Here is a 26,741-nt window from a genome sequence, read left to right as displayed (position 1 = left end):
TGTAAATCACTAATTTTGCAATAAATAGAAATTTATGTGGAAATATTATGCTTTACTTTCTGCCCTCTTTGCCGTACTGACGGCTGTGTTCGCCAAAATCGGGGTAAAAGATATCAATTCGGATTTAGCTACAGCCATCCGGACATCAGTCATCTTGTTTATCACTTGGGGAATCGGCTTTGCCGGAAACTATACGGCCGAGGTGAAAGGTATCAGCGGACATACATGGATATTCCTTAATTCGGTTCGATACTGCCACAGTCTGCGGATTATTATCGGAGCATTGCTGATTACAGGCGGTAGTATTGTAATGTTAATAAAGTAAGAGAGTATGAAGATATTGATTATAGAAGATGAACGAAGTCTTTCGGATAGCATCGTTGCCTACCTCAGTAGTGAAAAATATCTGTGCGAGCAGGCTTTCACCTATGCTGATGCCAAAATGAAAGTAAATATGTATGAGTACGATTGCGTGCTGCTCGACCTGATGTTGCCCGGTGGTAACGGCCTCGACATCTTGCGTGACATCCGGAAGCAACGCAACCCAGTAGGCGTGATTATCGTATCGGCCAAAGATTCGCTGGGCGATAAAGTGAAAGGATTGGAAATAGGTGCAGACGACTACCTTGCTAAGCCTTTTCACCTGCCCGAACTTAGTATGCGCATCTATGCCATTATCCGTCGCAAGGAGTTTGCAGCAAACAATATACTGGAAAGCAATGGTATTCGAATCGACTTGCTGAACAAGTCGGCCGTGGTGAATGACACACCGATAGAATTTACCAAATCGGAATACGAGTTGTTGTTGTTTTTTATCGGCAATAAAGACCGTGTCATATCGAAGAGTGCCATGGCCGAACATCTCAGTGGAGAGATGGCAGACATGATGGACAATCACGATTTTGTCTATACCCACATCAAGAACCTAAAGGCGAAACTTGCCGCTGCGGGATGTAAGGATTGCATTAAGAATGTATATGGAACGGGCTATAAATGGACAGAATTATGAAAAAGAAGAGTCTGATGTACAAATCGCTCACGCAGTTCATTGTCTGCGTGGCAATACTCCTGTTGCTGGCAACCCCTCTGTTTTATTGGCTGACCAAGAGCTTCTATGCCGAGGACATGATAGATATTATCGAAGCCGTACAGCAAGGGAAGCCGGTTCCGGCCCTCGACCTCGAAGAGGACATCCTGCACGGTATCATGATACAGTTTGCACTTATCGTTACCGTATTGGGCGTGGCTATCGTACTGACGATGCGTTTTATCTCCGGCCGGCTATGGCAACCGTTCGACAAAACACTGGAAGCGATCGAGCGCTTTAAGCTGGAAAACGACGTATGCCCGCCATTGGCAGAGAGTGACACCAAAGAATTTACAAGACTGAATGTCGCCTTGCAAAGGCTGATGACGGACAGTCTTCACAGTTACCGGTTACAGAAAGAGTTCACAGAAAACGCCTCACATGAGCTACAAACGCCATTGGCAGTATTCCAAAGCAAACTCGACCTGTTGCTCCAACAGCCGGAGATAACCGAACGGCAAGCCGCCATTATACAGGATTTATACCAAATGAATAGCCGTTTATCGCATCTGAACCGTAATCTGCTCTTACTGGCCAAGATGGAGAATAACCAGTTCAGCCGTACGGAGTCCGTCGATGTCATAACGGTGATAAAAGACCTTCAGCCCTATCTCGAAAGCCTCTCCGGAGGATTGGTCTTGAAGCAAAATTTTTCAGTAGCCTCTTTGCCGATAAAGGCCAACCGTTCCCTCTTGGAAAGCATGGTGAACAACCTCGTCGTGAATGCTGTACGCCACAATAAGACCGGTGGGGAAATAACCGTATCCTTGTTGAACGACCGGCTGACGGTATCCAATACGTCCAACGACGCGGCACTGGATGAGAATCAGATATTCAACCGTTTCTATCGCCCGTCAGAAAAAACGACGGGTAACGGTCTCGGACTTTCCATCGTCAAGGCCGTATGCGATTATCACGGCTGGAAGATTTCATATGTCTATACTGATGGAAAACATCAGTTTATGGTAATATTCCAGTAAATCTTCAAACTTTCCCCAAAATCGCCTGATATCTTTACTGCCGTAATTCAAAAGATTATGGTTGCATGAAAAAGATAGTACTGTGTATCGTTAGTATTTACAGCTTTGCCCTCTTGTCGGCTCAAAATCCGGCAAATAACCTAATTGCTGAAAAGAAAGATAGTTTATGTATCTCTGTAACAAACAATTTCAGTAGAAGACTTGACAGGTTCTCATCGTCCCGTTTCTATCAGATGACATACATTGGCGTTCCGCTGGTTGTCGGAGGTCTGATTGTAAAAAGTGAGGACGACCATTTCCGGAGCCTGCGTAATGATTATCTGCCCCGGTTCAGCCGCCATGCGGACGATTATATGCAGTATGCCCCTGCCGCAATAATGCTCGGCATGAAGGCCGCCGGTGTGCAAAGCCGCAGCTCATGGGGCAGGATGCTTGTCTCCGATGCTTTTTCTGCTATTCTTATGGGAAGTACGGTGAACACTTTGAAACGTACAACCCATGTCGAGCGTCCGGACGGCTCAAACAAGCACTCCTTTCCTTCCGGACATACCGCCACGGCATTTATGACCGCCACCATGTTCAATAAGGAATATGGACATAAAAGTCCGTGGGTTGGTGTCGGGGCATATGGCATGGCTACCGCAACCGGCCTTATGCGAATGGCAAACAACAAGCATTGGCTGAGTGACGTACTGACCGGTGCAGGCATAGGCATACTTTCAACAGAGATTGGTTATTACCTTGCAGACCTGATATTCAAAGAAAAGGGAATGAACCGGTTTACAAATGAGGATATGTTTGAACGGCTGGATAAACCTTCCTTTGTGAGTCTGTATCTCGGTTTGAATATCCCGTTGAGCGGTTATGACATCGATGAACAAACAGAGTTCAGTACGTCATCAGGCAGTGCGGCCGGTATGGAGGGTGCATATTTTTTCAATCCGTATATCGGTGCCGGAGGACGGTTTACCGTTTCCAATACCTCGATAATAGTCAATAAAGACCAAGCAGAGAGTAATACTTTCGATGCGATTTCGGTTTGCGGAGGAAGCTATTTTTCCTATCCGTTGTCTTCACGCTGGTTGGTAGGCAGTAAACTTTTGGGCGGCTATGTGTATTATCCCCAACTGAAACTGACAGACCGGACAAATTCCGCAAGAGGCGGTTTCTCTCTGGGAAGCGGGGTTTCATTGACATTCAAGGCAAAAGAACATTACGGTATCCGTTTTTTCCTCGACTATAATTTGCTTCCGTCACACAGTAGGAATAGTATCGAATATATGAATATGCTTACATTGGGGTCATCGTTTATGATTACGTTATAAATGTATAGAGAGAAAATATGATACTTTGTTTAATTAAAGCATCTATAATCATTTGGGTTTACCCCCGTTATTTTCTTGAAAAGAAAACAGAAATATTGCACTGAAGGAAATCCGAGTTCATGCACTATTTGAGAAAGAGATTCGTCGGAAAAGTGTAGTCTCTCCTTTGCTATTTCAATACGTTGAAGTTGGATATGGCAGTTGTGCGTATGTCCGAGTTGCTGTTCAAGCAGGTCTTTGAAATAGGCTTCTGATAAATGAAGTTTTCCGGCACAATAGGCGGATGTAAGTGCCTCTTGTGCAAGTTTTCCATCTCCAATATACTGTTTGACAATTTTTTCGTATTGTCGTATCAGCAGTTCATTGTTCAATTCACGGACAATGAACTGCCGCTCATAAAAACGAGTAGTATAGTCTAACAAACGAGTGATATGCCGTATCAGAATAATCTGTGTGTAGGAATCTGCACCATGATGAAGCTCCCTGCGAATATCATCGATACACGAAGTGAGTATATGTTTCTCTTTCAGGGATATATGCAACGCTTCTTTGGGTGCATACGAAAAGAACGTGTATTCTTCAATCTTTTTTTCAAGTATTCTTCTCTTGAATAGATCGGGATGAAATGCAACCGTCCATAGGCAAGAGGCAGGAATTTCCGTGCAAACGGTATCCGGATGATAACCGATGAGCGTTCCATCACAGTAGTCGTAATGCAGTCGGCCATACTTTGTACAGACTTCAGCAAGTGAGTCCGTCAATATCAGACAATAGTATCCCGACCGACACAAGTACGGAAGAATCGCATGAGGGTCGACAGTGTCATCAATATAAAGTCCGGGAAATTGCAACTCGTTCATCGTTCTTTATATAAAGCCTAATTCTGAGCGCGAAATTCATTGGGCGTATAACCCGTTACCCGTTTGAACATCCGGCTTAGATGCTGCGGATATTGGAATCCCAGCCCGTATGCAATCTCACTCGTTGTCTTGTCCGTGCCAAGCAGGGCTTCTTTAACCCGCTCGATCAGTTTATTTGTGATATATTCGGAGGCGGTCTGCCCCGTCTGTTTCCTGATCATATCTCCAAAATAATTCGCAGACAGAAACACCTTATCGGCAAAATACTTGACGGTCGGTAATCCTTCACGTATCGGGGCTTCGCTATCGAAATATTCGTCCAACAGTCGCTCGAAACGAACGACAATGTCTTTGTTTACCTCTTCTCGTGTGGTGAACTGTCGCTCGTAGAAGCGCATACAGTAGTCAAGCAACAGTCCGATATTGGCGCAAATCAACCGACGGCTGTGTTTGTCGATACTATGCTTTAACTCCGCCTCTATTTTATGCAGACAGTCCATTACGGTTTCACGTTCTTCTTCCGAAAGATGCAACGCCTCCCGGGTTTCATAAGAGAAAAACGAGTAGTTCTTAATCTCTTGACCGAGTGCCGTACCCCGAATCAGATCGGGATGGAATAAAATGCCATGGGCATTTGGCTGGACATTTTTCAGCATCTCTGTCTCCGTAACCTGACCGGGGGCGAAACTGACTATCGTACCGTCCTGATAGTCGTAACTCTGACGCCCGTACATGATATTCCCGCAGTAGGTATCCTTTAGATAAAGGGCATATACACCGTAGTTAATTTTAAAGTGTTCCGGCCACTGCGTTGCCTTCGACAAATCGACTACACTCACTAACGGATGTCGTGTTTCGAGTCCGAACAGTTTGTTGTATTTATCTACCTCATCGAGTCTTATAACTTCTTCCATAAGCCTTTATTTAATTTCTTTCAAGCAAAAGTAATTCATTTGATTGGAATTACATACAGCTCTATTGCAGAATCGAGGATTCGGGTATAAATATCCGTAAATCGTATACAAGCCGGCTTATTCAATCGCGGTAAATTTGCAATCAGAAAATGAACAATGAAAAAACAGAAGAATATGGATCGCAGAAATTTCTTAAGGACGGCATCGAGTTTTGCATTGCTCGCAGCCGGAGCTACAACGGGTGTTTCCCGTGTACTTGCCGAAACCTCTTCATCCTCCTTAACGGGAAATCTATCAGATGAAAATACACCGAATGCAAACGACACGATGGAGTATCGTAAGCTCGGAGGATTGGATGTATCGGCTATCGGTCTGGGCTGCCTGCCGATGGTGGGTTATTACGGTGGGAAGTACGACAAACGGGATATGATCGCTCTGATTCACCAGGCATACGATAAAGGCGTCACTTTTTTCGATACAGCAGAAGTTTATGGCCCTTACACCAGCGAAGAGTGGGTCGGTGAAGCAATCGCCCCATTCCGCAATAAAGTGAAAATCGGAACGAAGTTCGGCTTCGGTGTCGAGGAGAAACAACCGACCGCTATCAACAGCCGCCCCGACCATATCCGTCGGGCGGTGGAAGGTTCCTTGAAACGCCTACGTACCGACCATATCGACCTCTTGTATCAGCACCGTGTCGATCCGAAAGTACCGATGGAAGAGGTGGCCGAGACTGTCAAGGATTTAATGCAAGAAGGAAAAGTGTTACATTGGGGGTTGTCGGAAGCGAGTGCCCGTTCCATCCGTCGGGCGCACGCTGTTTGTCCGCTTTCGGCCGTGCAGAGCGAATACGCCATTTGGTGGCGAGAGCCTGAAACCAAAATCTTCCCGACATTGGAAGAACTCGGTATCGGCTTCGTGCCTTATTGTCCGTTAGGGCGTGCATACCTCACCGGTGTAATCAACGAGAACAGCCGTTTCTACGAAGGCGACCGTCGTTGGAACTTGCCGCAGTTCACACCCGAAGCCTTGAAACACAATATGCCGCTAGTCGCCTTGGTTCGCGAATGGGCCGAGCGCAAAGGAGTGACACCCGCGCAATTCGCTTTGATATGGATGTTATCTCGCAAATCGTGGATCGCTCCGATACCCGGAACGACCAATCCGGTACACTTGAACGATTTGCTCGGTGCAGGAACGGTTCGTCTCTCTACTTGGGAAATGGAGGAGTTCGATAAGGAGTATGCTAAAATCAACCTGATGGGGCATCGGGCAGATCCGTTCACCGAAAGTCAAATAGATAAATAAAGAAATCAATCATGGTAAAAACTATTTTAGGTATTCTGTCACTGCTTGTCATGTTGTCGTGCAGCACTGCCGTGAAAGAAAACACTACAAAACCCGATATTATGGAAACGAACAAGAAAAATCTCGGAAATCTGTTGGCACTCTATCCCAAACCGATGACGGTTGTCGGGGCGGAGGTCGGAGGAAAAGTAAACTGGCTCGTCGTAGGACACACGGGAGTTATCGGCCATGACCGGATACTGGTCAGCATGAGTAAAAGTCATTATACCAATCAAGGTATTAAGAAATCAAAACGACTTTCCGTCAATCTCGTGAGCCGTGAGATGTTACCGAAAGCTGATTATGTAGGAAGTGTTAGCGGAGCAACGGTCGATAAGTCAGAGGTATTTGCCTACCATATCGGAGAGAACGGTACTCCCGTCATAGACGCATCACCGCTGACGATGGAGTGTGAAGTGGTGGAGATTTATGAAACCGACGGTTTCGACAATTTCATTTGCACGATAGTCAATACATACGCTGCTTCCAACGTACTCGACAGTGATGGGAAGCTCGACTATACGAAACTGAAACCTGTCTTGTTCGAATTCCCGACCTACTCTTACCTTGCTACGGGCGAGATCATCGGCAAATGTCTGAATCTGGATAAGCAGCCGGGTATGTGCGCCAAAAAGCCGATGACGGCTGACGGTATCGTGCGGTTATCGAAAATAGAGGTTTATCCGCAATATCTCGATGAGTATATAAAATATGCGACCGAGGTGGGCGAAATTTCCCTACGTATCGAACCGGGCGTGCTGACGATGTATGCGGTCAGCGAAAAGGAGAATCCCTGCAAGGTAACGATTCTCGAAACGTATGTAAGCCGTAAGGCATACGAGGAGCATATTGCTTCGGAACACTTTCAGAAGTACAAGCAGGGAACACTGCACATGGTCAAATCCTTAACATTGTCCGACCAGACACCGCTCAATCCAGCTAACAGACTCAATAACTTCATGCAATAAATAAAACAACTATGAACAAGATTCTTTTAATTTCAATATTCAGCATTTTAACACTCAATGTTATGGCACAAGAAAAGATAGTACAAACGGCAGGACGCACCCAACTCGGTGAGTTCGCACCCAAATTTGCGGAACTCAATGACGATGTTCTCTTCGGCGAAGTATGGAGCCGCACTGATAAACTCGGTCTGCGTGACCGTAGTTTAGTAACGATTACCTCCCTTATCAGTCAGGGTATCACGGATAATTCGCTCGTGTTCCACCTCCAGACAGCAAAGAAGAACGGTATTAGCCGTACCGAGATCGCTGAAATCATTACTCATATCGGATTCTACGCGGGTTGGCCGAAGGCTTGGGCGGCATTCAACCTCGCCAAAGGCGTATGGGCGGAAGATACTGCCAGTGAAGATGCCAAAGCTGCTTTCCAGCGTGAGATGATTTTCCCTATCGGCGAAGCGAATGCAGCATACGCCCAATACTTCATCGGCAACAGTTACCTCGCACCCGTTTCGGGCGATCAAGTGTCGATAGCAAACGTCACATTCGAGCCTCGCTGCCGTAATAACTGGCATATCCACAAAGCAACAAAAGGCGGTGGACAGATGCTTATCGGTATAGCCGGACGAGGTTGGTATCAGGAAGAAGGCAAGCCAGCAGTAGAGATTCTGCCCGGTACGGTCATCCATATTCCAGCTAACGTGAAACACTGGCACGGAGCGGCAGCCGACAGTTGGTTTGCGCATCTGGCTTTCGAGGTTCCGGGAGAAAAAACATCCAACGAATGGTTCGAACCGGTCACGGACGAGGAGTACGACAAGCTCGAACAGAATAAATAATGACTTCTGTCAATCCAAACGACTTTCGTGTTTTTTATCACCGGATGTTCGTGCTGCTCTGATCGGATTCTTACATCTGATGTTTATTTGGAGCGGTGACATCCTGCTTTTGTATGCTCTTTTGGGAATGTTGCTGCCCTTATTCCTGAAACTCTCCGACAAAAAACTATTGTGGCTTTCTGCCGTATTTATCGTTTTTCCCGTAGTCGTAGATGTCTTGACTGTAATAGGTGGCATCAACCTGTCGGAAGCGGTAGTTCGGTGGCAACAATATTACTGCGGACTTTATGGAATAACGGATGATAATTTCGGAATCTGGCTAAGGGACGCGGATAGTTACGATGATGTTTTCCGATTTCTGATACAAGGTGTTTTTGTACGGTCAGTTCGGGTTATTGGAATAGATCTGGCGTATGCTGGTTTACAACAAAAGATTGAATCTATTAAAAAAGAATTTATAAAGTATGAATTTTAAAGTATTAAATAATGGAATCAAGATGCCGGTACAGGGATTCGGTGTTTTTCAGATACCCAATGCTTCCGAATGTGAAAGCGTTGTTACTGATGCACTTGCCATCGGATACCGACTTATCGACACTGCTTCGGTCTATGGTAACGAACGAGCGGTCGGTGCGGCTATTCGGAAAAGTGGTATTCTACGTGAGGAGCTGTTCATCACGACCAAAGCATGGATTTCGGAAATGAGTTACGAACGGACATTGCGGGCATTCGATGCTTCGCTCGCCCGTTTAGAGTTGAATTACCTCGACCTATATTTGATCCATATGCCCTTCGGTGACTATTACGGAGCATGGCGGGCTCTGGAAGAACTCTATATACAAGGTCGTGTACGGGCTATCGGGGTATGCAATTTCGAGCCGGACAGACTGCTGGATTTATACTATAACACGAATGTTATTCCAGCGGTCAATCAGATAGAGGGGCATCCTTATACTCCGCAAACCGAAGCGATACGGATCATGCAGGAACTGGGCGTACAAGCAGAAGCATGGGGGCCTTTGGCCGAAGGACGGAACGGATTGTTCACGGACGACATTCTGACCGGCATCGGTCGCAAATACGATAAATCGGTGGCACAGGTCGTACTGCGCTGGCACTTACAGCGAGGAGTTATCGCCATTCCCAAATCAGTACATCGGCAGCGGATGGAAGAGAATTTCAACATCAAGGATTTCATACTGACGTCGGAGGATATGGCCGCAATCGCTTCCATGAATACGGGATGCAACACGATTCTCGACCTACACACTCCGGAAGAGGTGCAGCGGCTCTATAGTATCAAGTGCCCGACATGATAAATATACTTATAAATTACTTTTATACTCCCATAATTCAAACGATTACGGGAGTTTTCGTTTTTTCGGGGATGATTCTGCCTTTAAAAAAGCATAATCCGTAATTCGGGTATAAATACCGAGGAATTATCTACAAAGCGTGTGACGGAGACTGTCTATTTTTGCATCAAAGAGATAAACAAATAAAAACAAAAGATTATGCCACACATTGCAGTAACCATGTTACCCGGCAGAGACTGGGAAACAAAACAAAAATTAGCCGAGAATTTGTGCAACACATTGATTGAAACCCTCGGAATCGACGCCAAATTCGTATCCGTATCCGTCGAAGATGTGGAGATGAAAGACTGGGAAAATTCAATGCAGCGCATTCCGGCAGGAACAATCATTATAGATCCAAATAAGAAATGAATATGAAAAAGTTATTATTGATTCTCTTGTTACTGTTGACCGTCCTGTCGATGGTAACCTGCAGCGGTTCCGATGATGAGCCGTTCAGCCCCGAACAACCGGAAATTCCCGAACAGCCGGGAGGCGATAACAATGAACCCAATACACCGACACCCGGTGGTAACGGCTGCTATTTGGTACTGTATGCTTCGCGCACGAACAACACCGAACGGGTGGCACGGCAGATTCAGACAACACTCGACTGCGATATATTGGAAGTCGAGCCGCAAACGCCTTACGAAGATGACTACAATGCCATGTTGGAACGCTCGCAGGAAGAGTTGGCCGCTATCCAGCAAGGTAATTATCCGGCTATTAAAACAACGCTGGAAAACTTTGATAATTATGACATAGTCTTCGTCGGCTATCCTATTTGGTACGGCAGTATGGCGACACCAATGCAGACGTTTCTGCATGAACACGCCTCGAAACTCACCGGCAAACGAATCGCCTTGTTCGCCACGAGCGGCAGTAGCGGAATATCGACTTCGGCCAGCGAAGCCCGTAGCCTTTGTCCAGATGCAACCGTAATCAACCAGACTTTATTACTAACCTCTTCAACCCTCTCTCAAATGGAAAATCGTGTTACAGAATGGCTCGACGGGATTGGAGCCGGACGGGAAGAACCCGAAACTCCCGATGTATCTTCATTGAACGTAAACATTACAGTCGGTGACCGCACCATCACCGCTACGATGGAAGACAATGCCACCGCACGGGATTTTCTCTCGCGCCTGCCTCTTGAGATAACACTGAACGATTATAACAACACGACAGAGAAGATTTTCTATCCAGATCCGGCTCTAACGACCGAAGGCGTCACTCGGGGCTGTACTCCTACGCCCGGTGATATAGCTATCTATGCACCGTGGGGCAATGTAGCGATTTTCTGTAAGAGCTGGTCACATAGTCGCGACCTGATTAAAATCGGTCGTATTGACGGAAACGGTATCGAAGTGTTAAGTGTAACTGGGGATATACCCGTGAAAATAGAAAGGAGATAAGAGATGGAAACGGATAAATTCAAAGAATATGTAAAAACGCGTAAAGCACTCAATACGGAGGAGATACACCGTTTCATGGACGATATGAGTAATGAGGCCAGACGTATCACTTTCCGGTTGAATACAGCATACCACACACCCGACGAAGTACGCGGATTGCTCTCAGAACTGTTCGGTTACAAGGTGCCGGAATCAATTCGGGTATTTCCACCGTTCTATACCGATTTCGGCAAGAACATTACCGTCGGTGAGGGAGTCTTCATCAATGCCTGTTGCCATTTTCAGGACCATGGCGGAATGATAATCGGTGACGGATGCCAGATCGGGCATAATGTGGTTTTTGCCACACTTAATCATGGCTTGGTTCCGAAAGACCGCCAGACGACTTATCCCGCACCTATCGTTCTTGGCAGGAATGTATGGATAGGTTCCAATGCAACAATCTTGCAAGGTGTAACAATCGGTGACAATGCTGTTGTCGGAGCCGGAGCGGTTGTAACAAGAGATGTGGAAGCAAATACAGTCGTAGGCGGTGTCCCAGCTAAATTTATAAAAAGGTTACGCTGATGTATTATTTCGGATTTTCTGATCAATGGTGGTGCCACGGCATCTTACTATTATGGTCCGTTGAAACCGTAATGTGTTGTACTGTAAACAGTAAGGCAACTGCTTCCATACAAGATTAGGTGTACAAAAATATTTTATCCGTTTTCCAAATTTGAGCCTTACAACAAAGATTCTGTGGTTGGAATGCATTATATTTGCGAAAATTAAAGACTGACAATATGGAACGATTAGATGTATTCGATTGCTCGAACATGCTTATAGCAAGTTATTTCTCCGATGACAGGGAATGTGCCCACGAAAACAGGGAGCATACACTTATTTATTTATGCTCCGGCAAACTGGAAATAGAAGAACGTGGAAAGAAAACCGTGTTGCATCCGGGGGATTGTGCTTTCATGCGGCGCGATAACCGAATGTGGTTACAGAAAAAGGTTGAGAACGGAAAGCCTTACCGTTCTATCGTATTGAAGTTCTCAAGACCGTTTCTAAGAGAATTTTACCAGACACTTAACCGGCAACAAATTCCGACTGATTCCGAACGCGAGAAGGTAAGCCTGCGGGTACTGCCAAGTAACCGACCGGATATCCGTTCGCTGTTCGAATCCGTCATTCCCTATTTCGATGCAGGCGAAAAACCGTCCGAAGACGTACTGAAGTTGAAAATGGTAGAAGGGATATATGTATTGCTCAATACCGACCGGAATCTCTATGCCTCGTTGTTTGACTTCGTGGAGCCGTGGAAAATCGACATTCTCGACTATCTGAACGAGAACTACATGTGTGATCTTTCTCTGGAGGAGATTGCCAGTTACACGGGACGCAGCCTGGCTACCTTCAAGCGGGACTTTGCCAAAGTAAGCAACCTGACACCGCAAAAGTGGATTATCAAACGTCGTTTGGAGGCTGCACACGGTCTGATAAAATCAGGCAAAAAGAAAGTGACAGAAGCCTGTTTCGATGTGGGCTTCAAGAATCTGTCACATTTCTCCAAGATATACAAGGAGGCTTATGGTGTCGCTCCTTCATGGTAAGATGAACTTCAGGACAAAACAGTTTGAGCCTTGCAGCAAAGCTGTTGTGAAATAATGCCTGTACTTTTGTATCGGAAACAGGAAAAACCTGTTGATTGTCTTGGAAATGTCGAACTAAAAATCATATCGTATGAAAACAAAAGTAGCATCATTAGCTTTATTATTGATTTTAATTTTTCCGATCATGGCAAAATCACAAGTAAAAATCCAACAGACTGCCGGACGCGACGCGCTCGGAGAATTTGCCCCCGAATTTGCACGTTTGAATGATGATATTCTTTTCGGGGAAGTGTGGAGCCGGAACAATCTGCTTTCGCTCCGCGACCGCTCCATTGTAACCGTGGTGGCCCTGATGTCGCAGGGACTGACCGATTCCTCGTTCAAGTACCATCTCGAATCAGCGAAAAAGAACGGAGTGACTCAAACCGAGATAGCCGAAATACTCACCCATGCCGCATTCTACGCGGGCTGGCCGAAAGCGTGGGCAGCTTTCCGTATGGCAAAAGAGGTTTGGACCGACGGTAATGCAGACAGCGTAGCGGCAGGTTCGCTCGAAGCGTACGCGCAAACCATCATTTTCCCCGTGGGGAAACCCAACGATGCCTATGTCAAGTATTTCATCGGTCAAAGTTACACGGCTCCCGTGGTAACGAACGGAGTCCCCGTGGTAAATGTGACCTTCGAGCCGGGCTGCCGCAACAACTGGCACGTACACAAGGCTACAAAAGGCGGTGGTCAGACACTCGTATGCGTGGGCGGTCGCGGCTACTACCAGGAATGGGGCAAAGAGCCGGTGGAATTGCGTCCCGGAGATACTATCAATATTCCGGCAGGCGTGAAACATTGGCACGGGGCAGCTCCCAACAGCTGGTTCTCGCATCTGGCCATCGAAGTGCCCGGTGAGAATAACAGTACCGAGTGGCTGGAACCTGTCGGTGATGAAGAATATTCTAAATTAAAATGACATGAAACAGATAGTATTGATACTTATGAGCCTACTTACTTTCAGTTGCTCGTCGAAAGCACAAAAACAGACAGCGGATACCGACAGGCAATCCGACAAGAAAATCCTTGTAGCCTATTTCTCCTGCACGGGGACCACAGAGAAAGTGGCAACCGCTATTGCAAAAGAGACTGGCGGTAAACTTTACCGGATTACTCCGGCTACGGCCTACACTTCGGCAGATCTTGACTGGAACGACAAGGCGAGTCGCAGTTCGGTGGAGATGGCAGACGAAAAATCACGTCCTGCGTTAGGTGGAGAAACGATTGACCTGAAAGATTACGACGTGGTGTTCCTCGGTTATCCGATATGGTGGGACTTGTGTCCGCGTCCGGTCAATACGTTCCTTGAGAAATATGATTTCGCGGGTAAAACCGTTATTCCGTTTGCCACTTCAGGTGGCAGTTCAATCACGGGTAGCGTGAAACAACTCAAGAGGCTCTACCCCAAAATCGAATGGGAAGAAGGCCGACTGTTCAACGGTGGTACGGCAAACGTCACCGGATGGTCGAAGCAGATTATTGAAAAACTCTAAAAACGACAGATATGGAAAATTCCAAATATCATACCCCGACCCGTTTGATTTTCGGGAAAGGTATTATCAACAGACTACCCGAAGTAATGCGCCCCATCGGAAATAAAGTCCTTCTTGCCTACGGTGGGAGAAGCATCAAACGCCTCGGACTTTATGACAAGGTGAAGGAACTACTCAAGGATTTTGAAATCCACGAATTGGGGGGCATCGAACCCAACCCAAATACAATCCGAGCGTACTCGACGGACAGAGAATATGCAAGGAGAAACAGATTGATGTTATCTTACGTCCAGCTTATCTCAAATAACCACGATCCAGAGAATCGTCATGTGATTACCTGCAAGCCGGTACATATCTGCCGGAAGGTATGGATTGGAGCCGGGGCACCATCCTGCCCGGAGTTACCATCAGTGAGAATGCTGTGGTCGGAGCCGGCAGTGTTATCACGCACGATGTGGAGCCAAATACCCTTGTCGCGGGCAATCCCGCCAAATTTATTCGTAAGATAAAACCATGATTGGATGAAACAGAAAATGATTATATGTATATCCATTTTTGTAGTATTGGTTCTTACCGTCATTATCGCTCTGAACCATCCGGCTTTCGGCCGTACTCCTCGTGGAGAACGATTGGTACGGATCAAACGTTCTCCGAACTACAAGGAGGGGCAATTCGTAAACCAGGAACCGACTCCGTTTATGACCACCAATAAAAGTCGGTGGCGGATCATGTGGGACAACTTGACGGAAAAGAAACCGGACAATCTTGTTCCGTCCGAAAGCATCCGTACGGTTAAGACCGACCTGAGACAGTTGGACCTGTCGAAAAATGCCGTCGTATGGTTCGGCCACTCGTCTTACCTGCTGATTAACAGCGGTAAGAAAATATTGGTCGATCCGGTTTTGACGACGGGTTTCCCGGCCTCTCTTATGATGAAGCCTTTCAAGGGGACGGACATTTACTCACCGGAAGACATCCCAGAGGTGGATTACCTTATCATCACGCACGACCATTACGACCACCTCGATTACGGGACTGTAAAAGCGATACGCGACAAGGTGGATAAAGTCATCTGTCCGCTCGGTGTGGGAGAACATCTCGAATACTGGGGATATTCCGCAGAGAAGATTGTCGAAATGGACTGGAATGAAGTCTATACCTCCGAACCCGGCTTTCGGATCACGTGTTTGCCTGCCCGCCATTTTTCAGGCCGGTTCCTTCGGCAGAATCCCTCGCTGTGGGCTTCATTCATGCTCGAAGGGCATTCTATGGTCTATATCGGTGGTGACAGCGGCTACGGTGCCCATTTCTCGGAAATCGGCAAACGGTTTCCGCATATCGACCTTGCCATCCTCGAAAACGGGCAATACAACGAAGACTGGCGGTATATCCATACGATGCCCGAACAGCTTCCGGTTGAGATTCACGAACTGGATGCGGCTAAAGTCCTGCCGGTACACAACAGCAAATATTCACTCTCCCGTCACGCATGGGACGAACCAGTCCGCACAATCGAACAGGCAGCAACAAAGGACAGCAGCCTGCATGTAATCTATGGTATCATCGGTAGTCCCATAACCTATTGAAATAATCCATAAAATACATCCCGTTCCTTTTTTAACAAAATGAACTTCCTGACAAAGAACGTTGAGCCTCGCAGCAAAGTTGTTGCGGGACTCTCTTCGTAACTTTGCATCAGAACATTAAAACAAAAGAATCATGGAAACAATAAAAGGAAAAGTAGTAATGGTAACGGGGGCAGCGGCAGGTATCGGGCTGGCCTCGGCCGAAGCATTTGCAAAAGCGGGGGCAACCGTAGTATTGGTGGACATCAATGAGCCGAAAGAACAAGTCGAGAAGTTGGTTTCAGAAGGGTATAGAGCCGTGGCATATCGCTGCGACGTGTCCGACACGCAGGCTGTAAAGGAGATGATCGACTGGATCGTTGCAACTTACGGCAGGCTGGACGCTGCATTGAACAATGCCGGGATACAGACCCCGCAACGACCAATGACCGAGATTACCGACGAGGAATTCGATCGCACGGTAGCTGTCGATCTGAAAGGTGTATGGAACTGTATGCGTTACGAGATTATCCAGATGCTGAAACAAGGTAGTGGCGCTATTGTCAATACCTCGTCGCAAGGTGGTGTTACGGGGTTCCCCGGACAAGCGGCCTATATCGCCTGTAAACATGCGGTGATCGGTCTGACCCGCACGGCTGCCATCGACTACTCGGCAAAAGGAATCCGTATCAATGCCGTCTGTCCGGGTGTGATCCGAACACCTATGGCTGAAGAACTGATACGGCGTAATCCTGATCTGGAAAAGGAACTGGTCCGCGATATTCCTGCCGGAAGGCTCGGTAAACCGGAAGAGATAGCCAATGCCGTATTGTGGCTTTGCTCACCGCAGGCAAGTTTCGTAGACGGGCACGCCCTTTTAGTGGACGGGGCATTTTCCATTCATTAAGTTATAATTCATAAAACATAAAATCATGGAAGAAAACAATAAAATGGATATCAGCCGTCGTGGATTTCTCAAAACGGCTGCATTGGCAGGAGCCGCAATGGCCATGCCTTCGGGATTGAGCAAAGCATTCGCTTCGGAAACAGGGCAAGCAGAAATATCAGGTATCAATACCGATACCCGTATTAAGGGACATCGTGTATTGGGTACGGGTAAGGCGGCCTTTGAGGTGTCGGCTCTCGGTTTCGGTGTGATGGGCATGACTTACAACCGCAGTCAACATCCCGATAAAAAACAATGTATCCGCCTGTTGCATGAAGCGGTAGAGCGTGGAGTAACGCTCTTCGACACAGCTATCATTTATGGACCGTTGACCAATGAGAACCTGGCAGGAGAAGCGCTGTCCGAGTTCAAAGGTCGGATCAACGTGACTACCAAATTCGGGCATGAAGTGATCAACGGCAAAGGAACCGGTCGTCAGGACAGCCGTCCGGCAACTATCCGTCGCTACTGCGAGGAGTCGCTTCACCGATTAAGACTCGATTCACTGCCGATGTTCTACCAGCACCGTGCCGACCCGAATACTCCGGCCGAGGAGGTAGCGGCTACCATTGCCGACTTGATCAAGGAAGGTAAAGTGCAACGCTGGGGTATGTGCGAGGTCAGTGCCGAAACAATCCGTAAAGCCCACGCTGTTTGCCCGTTGACAGCTATCCAAAGCGAGTACCATCTGATGCACCGTCTGGTGGAAGAGAATGGTGTTCTTGATGTATGTCAAGAGTTGGGTATCGGCTTTGTACCGTACAGTCCGATCAACCGTGGCTTTTTGGGAGGTTGTATCAACGAATATACGGTTTTCGATGTGAACAACGACAACCGCCAGACCTTGCCGCGCTTCCAGCCGGAAGCGATGCGTGCGAATACCCGCATTGTAAATGCACTGCAAGCTTTCGGGCGTACACGAGGTATGACCTCGGCACAGGTGGCTCTTGGCTGGCTACTCCAAAAGGCACCGTGGATCGTACCGATTCCGGGAACGACAAAATTGTCACATCTGGAGGAGAACCTGCACACACTCGACTTCAACATCGGCTCCGGGGAGTGGAAAGAACTGGAGGACGCTGTGGCTGCCATTCCCGTTGTGGGAGACCGGTACAATGCCGAACAGCAACGTCAGGTAGGCCGATAAAGAATCAGTAAATAAGGTAGTATAATCCGTAATTTGTCTACCGGCAGAACGGAGAAGCTACCTTACTTTTGTATTATAAATAAAAACCAAGAATACGAGACCATATACAATCAGTCACATGATGACTTCGGTCGATGGCCGCATCGACTGCCCGATGGTCGAACAACTGAGTACGGATGAATGATCTTTCTTGTCCAGATGGTATTCAGTGCCCTATGGCTTTCCTGTTTCCGCCTCGGACTTCTGGAATGGAGCTGGCGGATGCTGACTTATAGGAAGTGGTTAAAAATAAGGAAATAAAGTAATTCAATAATAATCTTACTCTAAAAACAACAATATGGATAAAAGGAAATTAGGACAATTGGAAGTATCTCCGATAGGAATGGGATGTATGGGATTCAGCCACGGTTATGGACAAGTACCGCCCGAAACGTATGCCATAGAAGCCATCCGCAAGGCATACGACTACGGCTGCACGCATTTTGATACAGCGGAAGCCTATGGCAAAGAACAATTCTACGCTGGACATAACGAGGAGTTGGTGGGTAAGGCTGTGGAACCGTTCCGTAAGGAGGTGGTACTCGCCACCAAATTTCATATTGGTGAACTTTCGAAACCGGACGAGACGAATCTCTACCGGGAAGTACACCGGCATCTTGAAGATTCCATGAACAGACTTCGCACGGATTATATCGATCTGTATTACCTGCATCGCATCAATGAGACGGTCCGGCTTGAGGATGTGGCAACCGTCATGGGACGTCTTGTTAAGGAGGGACTGATACGTGGTTGGGGACTGTCGCAAGTATCGGCCGACCAGATACGAGCTGCGCATGAGATTACTCCTTTGTCTGCCGTCCAGAACATCTATTCGATGGTGGAACGCGATTGCGAAACGGAGATTTTTCCGGTATGTCTTGAAAAAGGAATTGGAGTCGTACCGTTCTCACCGATTGCAAGCGGATTCCTTTCAGGCAAGGTAACGTCACAGGAGTGGTTCGGCTTCGATGACGTGCGGAAATTCGTTCCCCAATTATCAAAAGAGAATATCGAGGGCAACCAGCCCATACTCGATTTGCTGCATCGGTTCACCGTGGAGAAAAATGCTACCAACGCCCAGATATCACTTGCGTGGATGCTCCATAAATATCCCAATGTCGTACCTATTCCCGGTTCCAAGAATCAGGAAAGAATTCTGGAGAATCTAGGGGCTTGGAATGTCACTCTTTCCGATGATGAATTTCGACAGTTACAATCAGCGTTGGATGAATGTAAGGTGTACGGACATCGCGGATGTGTGGAAACGGAACAGACGAGTTTCGGTAAACAATGGAGTGAAGGAACAGATAAGTGAAGCAAGTCACATTCAGTCCGGTACTGAATAATCAAAAAAGGGAGTGAACTTCCTGACAAAACAAATTGAGCCTCGCAACAAAGACGTTGCGGGGCTTTACTTTTGCCTTTGCAGCAAAGGAATAACTTAAAAATAACAGATACGAAAACAAAACTTTCATTTCTCTTTGCATGGCTTATGTTAGCCGTGACGGACGGTTTTGCAGGTAAACCTCAAACGGATTTGCCGAGTACACCTCCAGTTGAGATACTCCGTTAGCCAACGAGATCCGGGTATAGGACAACTGACCATGCGGATTATTCCGATAGGAAAAAATTACTTCGGATTTAACGGCTTTCAATGAGATGCCTGATAACAGGAAAATATGCGCATCTTTGTTGACACACACAGAGTTCTTTGCGGTGATGGTTACGGTTTGGAGTGAAAAAATTAAAGCTATATCTGACATTTATCTGCCTAAAAAGGCAACGGATAAGTAGTGATTCCTGCCAAAATCTCGCAAATTCTTCATACCTTTGCCCCATTAAATGCAGAACTTCTTTTATGAAAATTCTTTGGCTCGATTTAAATAGCTCTTATGCACATTCTTCACTGGCACTCCCGGCTTTACATGCCCAGACAGCAACAAACGAATCTATCGAATGGGAAATCGTATCGGCTACGATCAATGAAAACATCGGAATGGTGACGAACAGCATTTATCACCATCAACCGAATATTATCGCTGCTACAAACTGGCTTTTCAATCATGAACAGTTATTACATATTCTATCAAGAGCCAAAACATTGCTTCCAGATTGCTGCATTGCATTGGGCGGACCGGAATTTCTTGGTGATAACGAAGCCTTTCTACGGAAAAACAGCTTTGTTAACTGCGTCTTTCGCGGAGAAGGCGAAGAAGTTTTTCCTAAATGGATAGAAATTTGGGACGATTCAAGAAAATGGAATACCATCACCGGGCTTTGTTATCTAGATCAATCTCATAATTATCAAGACAATGGCATTGCACGTGTCATGGATTTTGCCCATCTCAAGGCTCCGGAAAAGAGCTGTTTCTTCAACTGGAGCAAACCATTCGTGCAACTGGAAACAACGCGAGGTTGTTTTAATACCTGTGCATTTTGCGTGAGTGGTGGTGAAAAGCCGGTACGAACTTTATCTATAGATACTATCCGTGAACGTTTGATCCTAATTCACCGGAAAGGTATCAAAAATGTCCGTGTACTCGACCGGACTTTCAACTATAATAATAAACGAGCCAAAGAGTTACTCAATCTTTTCCTTGAATTTTCTCCCGACATCTGTTTTCATCTGGAGATACATCCGGCACTGCTCTCCGATGAATTGAAACAGGAATTGGCACGCCTGCCCAAAGGACTACTTCATCTGGAAGCTGGCATTCAGAGCTTAAAAGAAGCGGTACTGGAAAAAAGCCGAAGAATAGGACGGTTGGCTGACGCATTGAATGGCCTGAAATACCTATGCTCGTTGAACAATACAGTGACACATGCCGATCTCATAGCGGGATTACCACTGTATCATCTGCCTGAAATATTTGATGACGTACATACATTAGCCGAATATGGAGCTGGTGAAATACAGTTGGAATCATTAAAATTACTCCCCGGTACAGAGATGCGGAGAAGAGCGGAAGAGCTTGGTATCCGGTATTCTCCCCTTCCGCCTTACGAAGTATTGCAAACCAGAGAAATCACAGTAGATGGATTGCAAACAGCACGCTTTCTTTCAAGATTATTGGATGGTTATTACAACACTCCGGCCTGGCAATCGATCACAAGAACACTAATGCTGGAAAACAAGCACTTCTTGTCTGACTTCCTGAATCATCTAATAAATATAGGATTGATAGACCAGCCTTTAAGTCTGGAAAGAAGAGGGATGATATTATATGATTTCTGTAAGAAAAATTATCCGGACTATCAAACAAAGGTAAGTATTGCATGGATAGAAGCCGGAATGTCTTTAAAAAAGATCCCAGCAGAAAAAGTAAAAACAAAAAGACAACTTCCTCCCAAAAATTGGACTATCATCTATGGAGAATATAAGGAATCTTTAAGGTTATGTTATTTACCGATGCATCAAGATGAAGAACAAGGATTCTGGTTCGGGTATGAATCAGAAATACAAAAAGCAGAACCTGTCTTTAAGGCAAAAAGCTAATGAGATAGTGAAATGGTTTCTCTTGGATTGAACATTTAAGACCGTTGCATCCTTCGCAGTATTTTAGGGAATTGCCATAGAAACAGCAATGTGCAACAAATGGCTGCAGCCGCATCGGAAATAGCTTCGGCTGCATACACCCCAGCTACTCCCATAAAATAGGGCAATATAAACGCTAACGGAATTAATAGTATTACTTTTCTCAATAATGCGATAAAAATGGAGATCTTAGCCTGTCCCAAAGCCACAAACATATTTTGACAGGCTCGCTGCAAACCAAAGATAGTCATTCCACCTAAGAATACAGGCATTGCCCATCTGACTGTATCAATCAGTTGGGTATCGCTGGTAAAAGCCGAAGCGACCGTAGATGGAAATAGAATCATAAACAACATCAGTAATAAATTGAATGAGAACATGACTGTCACCACGATACGGAAACAATCTTTCACACGCTGTTTATCACCCTGCCCATAATTATAGCTTACTATCGGAACGAATCCTTGTGCAAATCCGACTAATGGTACACTTCCAAATTGCATAGCACTTTGTAAAATGGTCAATGCACTGACATAGATATCTCCAAACATTTTCAAGTTGCCATTCAAAACAAAACCCACCAGACTTTCCGTACTGGACATAATAAAAGGAGAAGCACCTAAAGCGAACATTGAAATCACCACTCTCCTGTCTAATTTCATATACTTCCTCTCCAATGGTAAAGAGGCGCGCCGGGAGAAAAGGAATGCCAATACCCACAAAGCACTGCAAGCTTGAGAAAGTATGGTTGCTAATGCTGCTCCTTTTACTCCCATATTCAACCCAAAAATAAAAATAGGGTCAAGAGCAATGTTCAATACTGCACCAATCAGAACGGAACACATCGCAATCGCTGGACGCCCTTGAGAATTGATGAAAGTATTTAGTCCGGTGGTTATTTCTACAAAAATTGTGCCGATCAGATAAATGGAAAGATAATCGACTGCATAGATTAATGTACGTTCAGAGGCACCCGTAAAGATCAGGATAGGTTCCATAAAGAGATACACCGTAAGTGAAGTGAAAATGGTGAATAAAATTAGTAAAATGAAACCATTCCCTAATATTTTACCTGCCCGTACCCGATCTCCCTGTCCCAAAGCTATGGCAGCCAAAGGTGCGCCACCACCACCTACAATAGCAGAAAAAGAAGAAATCAGAATTATAATTGAAGTAGTCACACCAACCCCTGCCAAAGCCTCCGTTCCAATACCAGGTATATGCCCGATATAAATACGATCCACCATATTATAAAGCAAGTTTACAAACTGGGCCGCTACTGCCGGAAGCGCCATTTTGAAAACAAGCGGTAGCATACGTTCTGTACTCAACCGTGCTTCATATTTATTTACCATAATCAATCGTCAATTAAAAATGCTTGCAAAGGTACAATAAAAACTGGTTATAAAATAAGGCTATTTTATTTATGTATATTCCAAAAATATAATTAATACTGTGATATTACACTGCTTTTCTCCCGTCTTAGGAAGTTTCAACTCCACAAATGATACAATTAAGAGGCTTAGTAAAACCGATATCGGACTGATCCCTTCAATTTAAATTACACAAGCGGTACAATTAACACAAAAGGGGAAGGTAAAGAGGTTACATCGTCTCACATTTCAATTCCAAACGGTACAATTAACACTATGTATGAGCCATATATGGAGTAGACCCCACATAATTTCAATTCCAAACGGTACAATTAACACTGGAACAAGATAACCTCCGACAAGCCCACCACCTATTTCAATTCCAAACGGTACAATTAACACAAACTCACCGTCGACGCGTACGGAAGGGCTACCTCATTTCAATTCCAAACGGTACAATTAACACTATCCTTGTACACTCTTAAAGAGTTGCCATTCCAATTTCAATTCCAAACGGTACAATTAACACGCTTCGAACGATGAACAAAAGGAGAACGAGGAACAAATTTCAATTCCAAACGGTACAATTAACACAAACGATTATGAAGAAAGTAAGAGTATTTATAGAGATTTCAATTCCAAACGGTACAATTAACACTTTCGCCTTCCTATTGCTATTCGCTTACTTTGGTCAATTTCAATTCCAAACGGTACAATTAACACAGGGTGATAACGGATTACAACTACACCACCTACACGGATTTCAATTCCAAACGGTACAATTAACACTCTTCTCAAATAAAATCATAAATTTCTAATATCAAACACATTAGCAACTCCTCAAATTCCACTTTATAACATAAAAATATGTCGATGGTCAATTATATAAAAAGTATCGGGCATCGACACAATAGCTATTTTATTAAATATCAGGATTTCAAAGAACAAAGTGCAGTATATGAATATCAGTAAAGGATACCCTTTATACTCAACGACAACTAAATTACAAAAAATTATCTATACGGCATCGCTCTTTTCCAACAATTTCTTTTTCAAAAGAATATTGTTTGGAACCTTTAAAAATTATAATGCTATCTTCATCTTCTTTCATAAACCCTTTGGCAAGTATAAGTAACTCTTTTAAGCGGACTTCGGATATTTCTCCTTCCAAAACGGAATTTTGTATCCAATTCAAATACTTACGACAAAGCTTCAACATCTTAGCAACCCGTTTTTCTCCAAAATCATAGACTAAAATAACATACATCACCAATACATTTTAAAAGGTTTGTATTCTTCAATTTCCAATACATGTTTTGCCAATTTATAGCATTCAAGTTTTACCAAATGACGAAAACTCACATTACGGTTCAAAGTACGATGTTTGATAGTTTCAGTAAGTTTATCTTCAATGGCTTTTACAAATATCTTCTTCCCATTTTGATTGAGCAAACAACGATTCAATTTTGTATCAAAATGTTTTTCTTGGATCTCTTTTCTATTCAAAACTTTAAAAATCACCCGGTCAATGATAACAGGCTTAAAAACTTCTGCAATATCAAGTGCTAACGAATAACGTCTCTCTCCGGGTGTATGCAAAAAGCTAATTGTAGGATTTAATTGTGTCTGATGAATAGCCCGTAGACACAAGGTATAACACATCATATTTCCAAAAGAAATCAAAGCATTCACTTCATTCTGAGGTAGTTGTTTCGTACGATTCCCCATCTCATAATCATTCAGTATTAAATTAAATGCATCATAATAAGTTTGGCGGATCATGCCTTCTCTACCCATTAATTCTTGTACAGATGTTGTTTCAGAAAGTTTGGAAGCATAATTTTTTATTAATTCCATCATATCTTCCATATCTTTCCCCCTACGGTTATAATACTGAAGATTCTTTAACATATTATATGCCGCTGCTTCTATAAATTTCTGAGCTATAAACAGCCTTTTCTTTTTATTTTGATAAGCGGATGTTTGAGCAAGCAACATCCGTCCAGAAAGTAAAGAATCTTTAGGCATAAATGAACCTGTATAATTCTCATAATAGTCAAAAAAATGTACTGCAATATCTTTTTGTCCAAGGAAATTAAACAAAGAACTATTAGCACGTAATGAACCAAATACATAAAATTCATTTACGTCCTCAACTGGTAAATAACGAGATTGACCGGCACATTCCTCACCACTGCCATCCTCAGCAACTGGTGTGAATTTTAAAGTATTGTCTTTACGTTCAAGTTGTCCCGGATTGAATAAATAATAAGTTTTCTTCATATTTCTTCCTCCCCACTAAAACAAAAATCAAAATAACTACAATTCTTGCATATTCGTTTTTTCTCTATTGGCGGACAAGTCATGGATTCAACGACCCGTTGTATATCGAATTCTATTTCCCGAATCATTTCCCGATCTATATCACTTAAAATCACGCTATCTTTTTTTCTCAACACAGGATATTCTAACACTCCCGAAATTCCTTCAATGCCATTCTTTTCAAAAACATACATATAATATTTCAACTGTAATTCGTGAGCAGCCTCCACCTTATCCGATTTCTTTATCTCATGAATTATTTTATGTAAAGTATCATAATAATCGACTTTGACTCCATCCAATTCCACTTCTTCATATTTTGAAGAGCGTTGCGGATAAGATTCTTCGTGAATCAGTTTTCCTTCATATACAAGATCAGATGTATATTCCATATTGATACCGTTTGCAAAAAGCCATAACTTACGCTTGCAAACTTGATAATAATTAAAATGAGTACCTGTGAGATTCATAATATTAAATTTAAAAAGAATCAGGCAGAATATACATAACTTATTCTGCCTGAACTGTTTTATTTTTGATTTTCGTAATCAAATGATAGCATCAACTCAATAAGTCTGTCTTCCGCTTCATGTAATGCATCAGCCGATTCTGTTTCAGTAATCATGTAGCCTGAACAGGGCAATGCTATAAACAAATCTGCACCGGCAGTCTCGTCAACCAAGGGTTTTGCTATCTTCTTATCAGAATCGACAGCTATCAGCTTTGCCCGAATTGCACCCGCCAAAGTATTGGCATTATCACTTATGGCAACTGCTAATGTTTCCATCAAACTGAAGGTTCGTGCCTGATTACTGGAAATTTTCCAATTGATCAATGCTTTCGCAATAGCAGGAATAACTTTCTCTCTATCAGACTTTGGCATAATGAGACATTCTCCAAATGCATTTTGAGAAGATATCCAACCTTTTTCTTTGAGTTCTTCAATTTTTTCTTTTGACAACTCCGGTTCCATCTGATTTACTGAAACTGCAAAAAGTGTACGCAAATCAATTGCCACGTCATATATGAACAATCCGGTTGCTCTTCCGTTTTCAGGAATCCATTTACGGTACAAGCTTCGATCCGTCCCGGCTAATAAGGCTCCGATTTGCTCTTCCGACATAGGTTTACCAGATGCATCACGAACAATAACTTTATGAACTTCAGGTTTATCACTACGGTCAAAAGTTACATTTTCATTAAATCGTCCACCCAGCAATGGATGTAATGGACGCATAGCAGAAATGGAAAGTGGGCTTCTCCGTTTAAGCGTGCGTTCGCTACCACCTTTAGCAGCTCTCATCCAACCACCCAAAAGCTGATCGAAATATTGCGGATCGCAAAGCGATAGCACTTCTCCTTCTCCCAAAGCTCCTTTATTATTCACATCAAATACAAAAGTTACAGAAGATGGCTCCGACTGCAATTCGCAACTTATGGCATCCAGAATGCTTCTTTTCACTTGCTGTCCACTTGAATAAGGCACTCTTGTATTAAAAACAGGGTCCCAATACGACTTTTGTCCACCGTCTACACAAAATACGGATAAATCTACATGACGCAGTCCTCTTAAATAAATGTATGGTTTCAT

General features: G+C 44.5%; 27 protein-coding genes, 5 pseudogenes and 1 CRISPR repeat array. Of the genes and pseudogenes, 24 read left to right on the top strand and 8 right to left on the bottom strand.

The genetic code is table 11. The features are described from left to right. Nucleotides 1-34: 34 nt before the first annotated feature. The 4 genes from H8744_RS13685 (at nt 35) to H8744_RS13670 (ending at nt 3,392) form a co-directional block, all read left to right on the top strand. Nucleotides 35-325, top strand: a complete 291-nt coding sequence (locus H8744_RS13685) for an EamA family transporter (protein ID WP_262435367.1) — start codon at nt 35-37, stop codon at nt 323-325. 6 nt (nt 326-331) lie between these two features. Beyond that, a complete protein-coding gene (locus H8744_RS13680; protein ID WP_262435366.1) occupies nt 332-1,009 on the top strand; it encodes a response regulator transcription factor in 678 nt (225 codons plus the stop codon). Next, complete coding sequence (locus tag H8744_RS13675) at nt 1,006-2,067, top strand: sensor histidine kinase (RefSeq protein ID WP_262435365.1); 1,062 nt, start codon at nt 1,006-1,008, stop codon at nt 2,065-2,067. Before H8744_RS13680 ends, H8744_RS13675 begins: the two co-directional genes overlap by 4 nt. A 65-nt stretch (nt 2,068-2,132) precedes the next feature. Further along, nucleotides 2,133-3,392, top strand: a complete 1,260-nt coding sequence (locus tag H8744_RS13670; protein ID WP_262435364.1) for a phosphatase PAP2 family protein — start codon at nt 2,133-2,135, stop codon at nt 3,390-3,392. A gap of 29 nt (nt 3,393-3,421) precedes the next feature. Here H8744_RS13670 and H8744_RS13665 read toward each other — a convergent pair whose 3' ends face one another. Further along, nucleotides 3,422-4,252 (bottom strand): helix-turn-helix domain-containing protein, encoded by an 831-nt coding sequence (locus H8744_RS13665; protein ID WP_262435363.1) that lies wholly within the window; start codon nt 4,250-4,252, stop codon nt 3,422-3,424. A gap of 17 nt (nt 4,253-4,269) precedes the next feature. Beyond that, complete coding sequence (locus H8744_RS13660) at nt 4,270-5,166, bottom strand: helix-turn-helix domain-containing protein (protein ID WP_262435362.1); 897 nt, start codon at nt 5,164-5,166, stop codon at nt 4,270-4,272. Nucleotides 5,167-5,340: 174 nt separating this feature from the next. Between H8744_RS13660 and H8744_RS13655 the strand changes: the two genes are divergently transcribed. The 19 genes and pseudogenes from H8744_RS13655 (at nt 5,341) to H8744_RS13570 (ending at nt 19,235) form a co-directional block, all read left to right on the top strand. Continuing rightward, the gene (locus H8744_RS13655) at nt 5,341-6,474 is read left to right on the top strand and encodes an aldo/keto reductase (protein WP_262435361.1); all 1,134 of its coding nucleotides are present in this window, start codon (nt 5,341-5,343) and stop codon (nt 6,472-6,474) included. Between the two features lie 11 nt (nt 6,475-6,485). After that, nucleotides 6,486-7,481: a flavin reductase gene (locus H8744_RS18925; protein ID WP_305067378.1), complete on the top strand. Its 996-nt coding sequence runs from the start codon at nt 6,486-6,488 to the stop codon at nt 7,479-7,481. 11 nt (nt 7,482-7,492) lie between these two features. Then, on the top strand, nt 7,493-8,317 hold the full coding sequence (locus tag H8744_RS13640) for a carboxymuconolactone decarboxylase family protein (protein WP_305067377.1): 825 nt from the start codon (nt 7,493-7,495) through the stop codon (nt 8,315-8,317). Between the two features lie 79 nt (nt 8,318-8,396). Next, nucleotides 8,397-8,792: a hypothetical protein gene (locus H8744_RS13635; RefSeq protein WP_262435360.1), complete on the top strand. Its 396-nt coding sequence runs from the start codon at nt 8,397-8,399 to the stop codon at nt 8,790-8,792. Next, nucleotides 8,782-9,633 carry an aldo/keto reductase gene (locus H8744_RS13630; protein ID WP_262435359.1) on the top strand — a complete coding sequence of 284 codons (852 nt, stop codon included), beginning with the start codon at nt 8,782-8,784 and terminating at the stop codon, nt 9,631-9,633. The genes H8744_RS13635 and H8744_RS13630 overlap by 11 nt, the downstream gene beginning before the upstream one ends. A 198-nt stretch (nt 9,634-9,831) precedes the next feature. Beyond that, nucleotides 9,832-10,044, top strand: a complete 213-nt coding sequence (locus H8744_RS13625; protein WP_262435358.1) for a tautomerase family protein — start codon at nt 9,832-9,834, stop codon at nt 10,042-10,044. Then, nucleotides 10,041-10,670: pseudogene (locus tag H8744_RS19070) on the top strand (flavodoxin); the annotation flags it as partial. The gene H8744_RS13625 and the pseudogene H8744_RS19070, both read left to right, overlap by 4 nt. Nucleotides 10,671-10,706: 36 nt before the next feature. Next, nucleotides 10,707-11,087 (top strand): annotated as a pseudogene (locus tag H8744_RS19065) (cyclophilin-like fold protein); the annotation flags it as partial. Nucleotides 11,088-11,090: 3 nt separating this feature from the next. After that, nucleotides 11,091-11,654 carry a sugar O-acetyltransferase gene (locus H8744_RS13615; RefSeq protein ID WP_262435356.1) on the top strand — a complete coding sequence of 188 codons (564 nt, stop codon included), beginning with the start codon at nt 11,091-11,093 and terminating at the stop codon, nt 11,652-11,654. A 218-nt stretch (nt 11,655-11,872) separates the two neighbouring features. Beyond that, nucleotides 11,873-12,685, top strand: a complete 813-nt coding sequence (locus H8744_RS13610; protein ID WP_262435355.1) for a helix-turn-helix transcriptional regulator — start codon at nt 11,873-11,875, stop codon at nt 12,683-12,685. Between the two features lie 130 nt (nt 12,686-12,815). Beyond that, the gene (locus H8744_RS13605) at nt 12,816-13,649 is read left to right on the top strand and encodes a carboxymuconolactone decarboxylase family protein (RefSeq protein WP_305067376.1); all 834 of its coding nucleotides are present in this window, start codon (nt 12,816-12,818) and stop codon (nt 13,647-13,649) included. A 1-nt stretch (nt 13,650) separates the two neighbouring features. Beyond that, a complete protein-coding gene (locus H8744_RS13600) occupies nt 13,651-14,223 on the top strand; it encodes a flavodoxin (RefSeq protein ID WP_262435354.1) in 573 nt (190 codons plus the stop codon). Nucleotides 14,224-14,234: 11 nt separating this feature from the next. After that, nucleotides 14,235-14,390, top strand: a pseudogene (locus H8744_RS19060) (iron-containing alcohol dehydrogenase); the annotation flags it as partial. 120 nt (nt 14,391-14,510) lie between these two features. Next, nucleotides 14,511-14,740: pseudogene (locus H8744_RS19055) on the top strand (LbetaH domain-containing protein); the annotation flags it as partial. A gap of 4 nt (nt 14,741-14,744) precedes the next feature. Beyond that, a complete protein-coding gene (locus tag H8744_RS13585; RefSeq protein ID WP_262435353.1) occupies nt 14,745-15,809 on the top strand; it encodes an MBL fold metallo-hydrolase in 1,065 nt (354 codons plus the stop codon). 133 nt (nt 15,810-15,942) lie between these two features. Continuing rightward, nucleotides 15,943-16,695 (top strand): SDR family NAD(P)-dependent oxidoreductase, encoded by a 753-nt coding sequence (locus H8744_RS13580; RefSeq protein WP_262435352.1) that lies wholly within the window; start codon nt 15,943-15,945, stop codon nt 16,693-16,695. 25 nt (nt 16,696-16,720) lie between these two features. Further along, nucleotides 16,721-17,881, top strand: a complete 1,161-nt coding sequence (locus H8744_RS13575) for an aldo/keto reductase (RefSeq protein ID WP_262435351.1) — start codon at nt 16,721-16,723, stop codon at nt 17,879-17,881. Between the two features lie 183 nt (nt 17,882-18,064). After that, nucleotides 18,065-18,181: pseudogene (locus tag H8744_RS18920) on the top strand (DUF418 domain-containing protein); the annotation flags it as partial. A 37-nt stretch (nt 18,182-18,218) separates the two neighbouring features. Continuing rightward, nucleotides 18,219-19,235, top strand: a complete 1,017-nt coding sequence (locus H8744_RS13570; RefSeq protein WP_262435350.1) for an aldo/keto reductase — start codon at nt 18,219-18,221, stop codon at nt 19,233-19,235. 175 nt (nt 19,236-19,410) lie between these two features. Here the strand turns inward: H8744_RS13570 and H8744_RS13565 are convergent, their stop codons facing one another. Then, entirely contained in the window at nt 19,411-19,683 is a 273-nt protein-coding gene (locus H8744_RS13565; RefSeq protein WP_262435349.1) for a hypothetical protein, read from the bottom strand. A 95-nt stretch (nt 19,684-19,778) separates the two neighbouring features. On the opposite strand from H8744_RS13565, the gene H8744_RS13560 reads away from it, so the two are divergent. Then, entirely contained in the window at nt 19,779-21,416 is a 1,638-nt protein-coding gene (locus H8744_RS13560; RefSeq protein ID WP_262435348.1) for a B12-binding domain-containing radical SAM protein, read from the top strand. 35 nt (nt 21,417-21,451) lie between these two features. Here the strand turns inward: H8744_RS13560 and H8744_RS13555 are convergent, their stop codons facing one another. From H8744_RS13555 to H8744_RS13535, 5 genes are all read right to left on the bottom strand, one after another. Further along, complete coding sequence (locus H8744_RS13555) at nt 21,452-22,810, bottom strand: MATE family efflux transporter (protein WP_262435347.1); 1,359 nt, start codon at nt 22,808-22,810, stop codon at nt 21,452-21,454. Between the two features lie 264 nt (nt 22,811-23,074). Continuing rightward, nucleotides 23,075-23,617: a CRISPR direct-repeat array (repeat unit 29 nt; unit sequence ATTTCAATTCCAAACGGTACAATTAACAC). Between the two features lie 214 nt (nt 23,618-23,831). After that, the gene (gene cas2 / locus H8744_RS13550; protein WP_262435346.1) at nt 23,832-24,095 is read right to left on the bottom strand and encodes a CRISPR-associated endonuclease Cas2; all 264 of its coding nucleotides are present in this window, start codon (nt 24,093-24,095) and stop codon (nt 23,832-23,834) included. After that, a complete protein-coding gene (gene cas1b / locus H8744_RS13545) occupies nt 24,095-25,111 on the bottom strand; it encodes a type I-B CRISPR-associated endonuclease Cas1b (RefSeq protein WP_262435345.1) in 1,017 nt (338 codons plus the stop codon). The genes cas2 and cas1b overlap by 1 nt, the downstream gene beginning before the upstream one ends. Next, nucleotides 25,108-25,620, bottom strand: a complete 513-nt coding sequence (cas4, locus tag H8744_RS13540; RefSeq protein ID WP_262435344.1) for a CRISPR-associated protein Cas4 — start codon at nt 25,618-25,620, stop codon at nt 25,108-25,110. The genes cas1b and cas4 overlap by 4 nt, the downstream gene beginning before the upstream one ends. Nucleotides 25,621-25,679: 59 nt before the next feature. Beyond that, nucleotides 25,680-26,741 (bottom strand): hypothetical protein, encoded by a 1,062-nt coding sequence (locus tag H8744_RS13535; RefSeq protein WP_262435343.1) that lies wholly within the window; start codon nt 26,739-26,741, stop codon nt 25,680-25,682.

This window comes from Jilunia laotingensis (assembly GCF_014385165.1).
Taxonomy (GTDB): domain Bacteria; phylum Bacteroidota; class Bacteroidia; order Bacteroidales; family Bacteroidaceae; genus Bacteroides; species Bacteroides laotingensis.
Note: the sequence above shows the minus strand (reverse complement) of the source record. Positions and strands in the feature narration are given on the sequence as shown.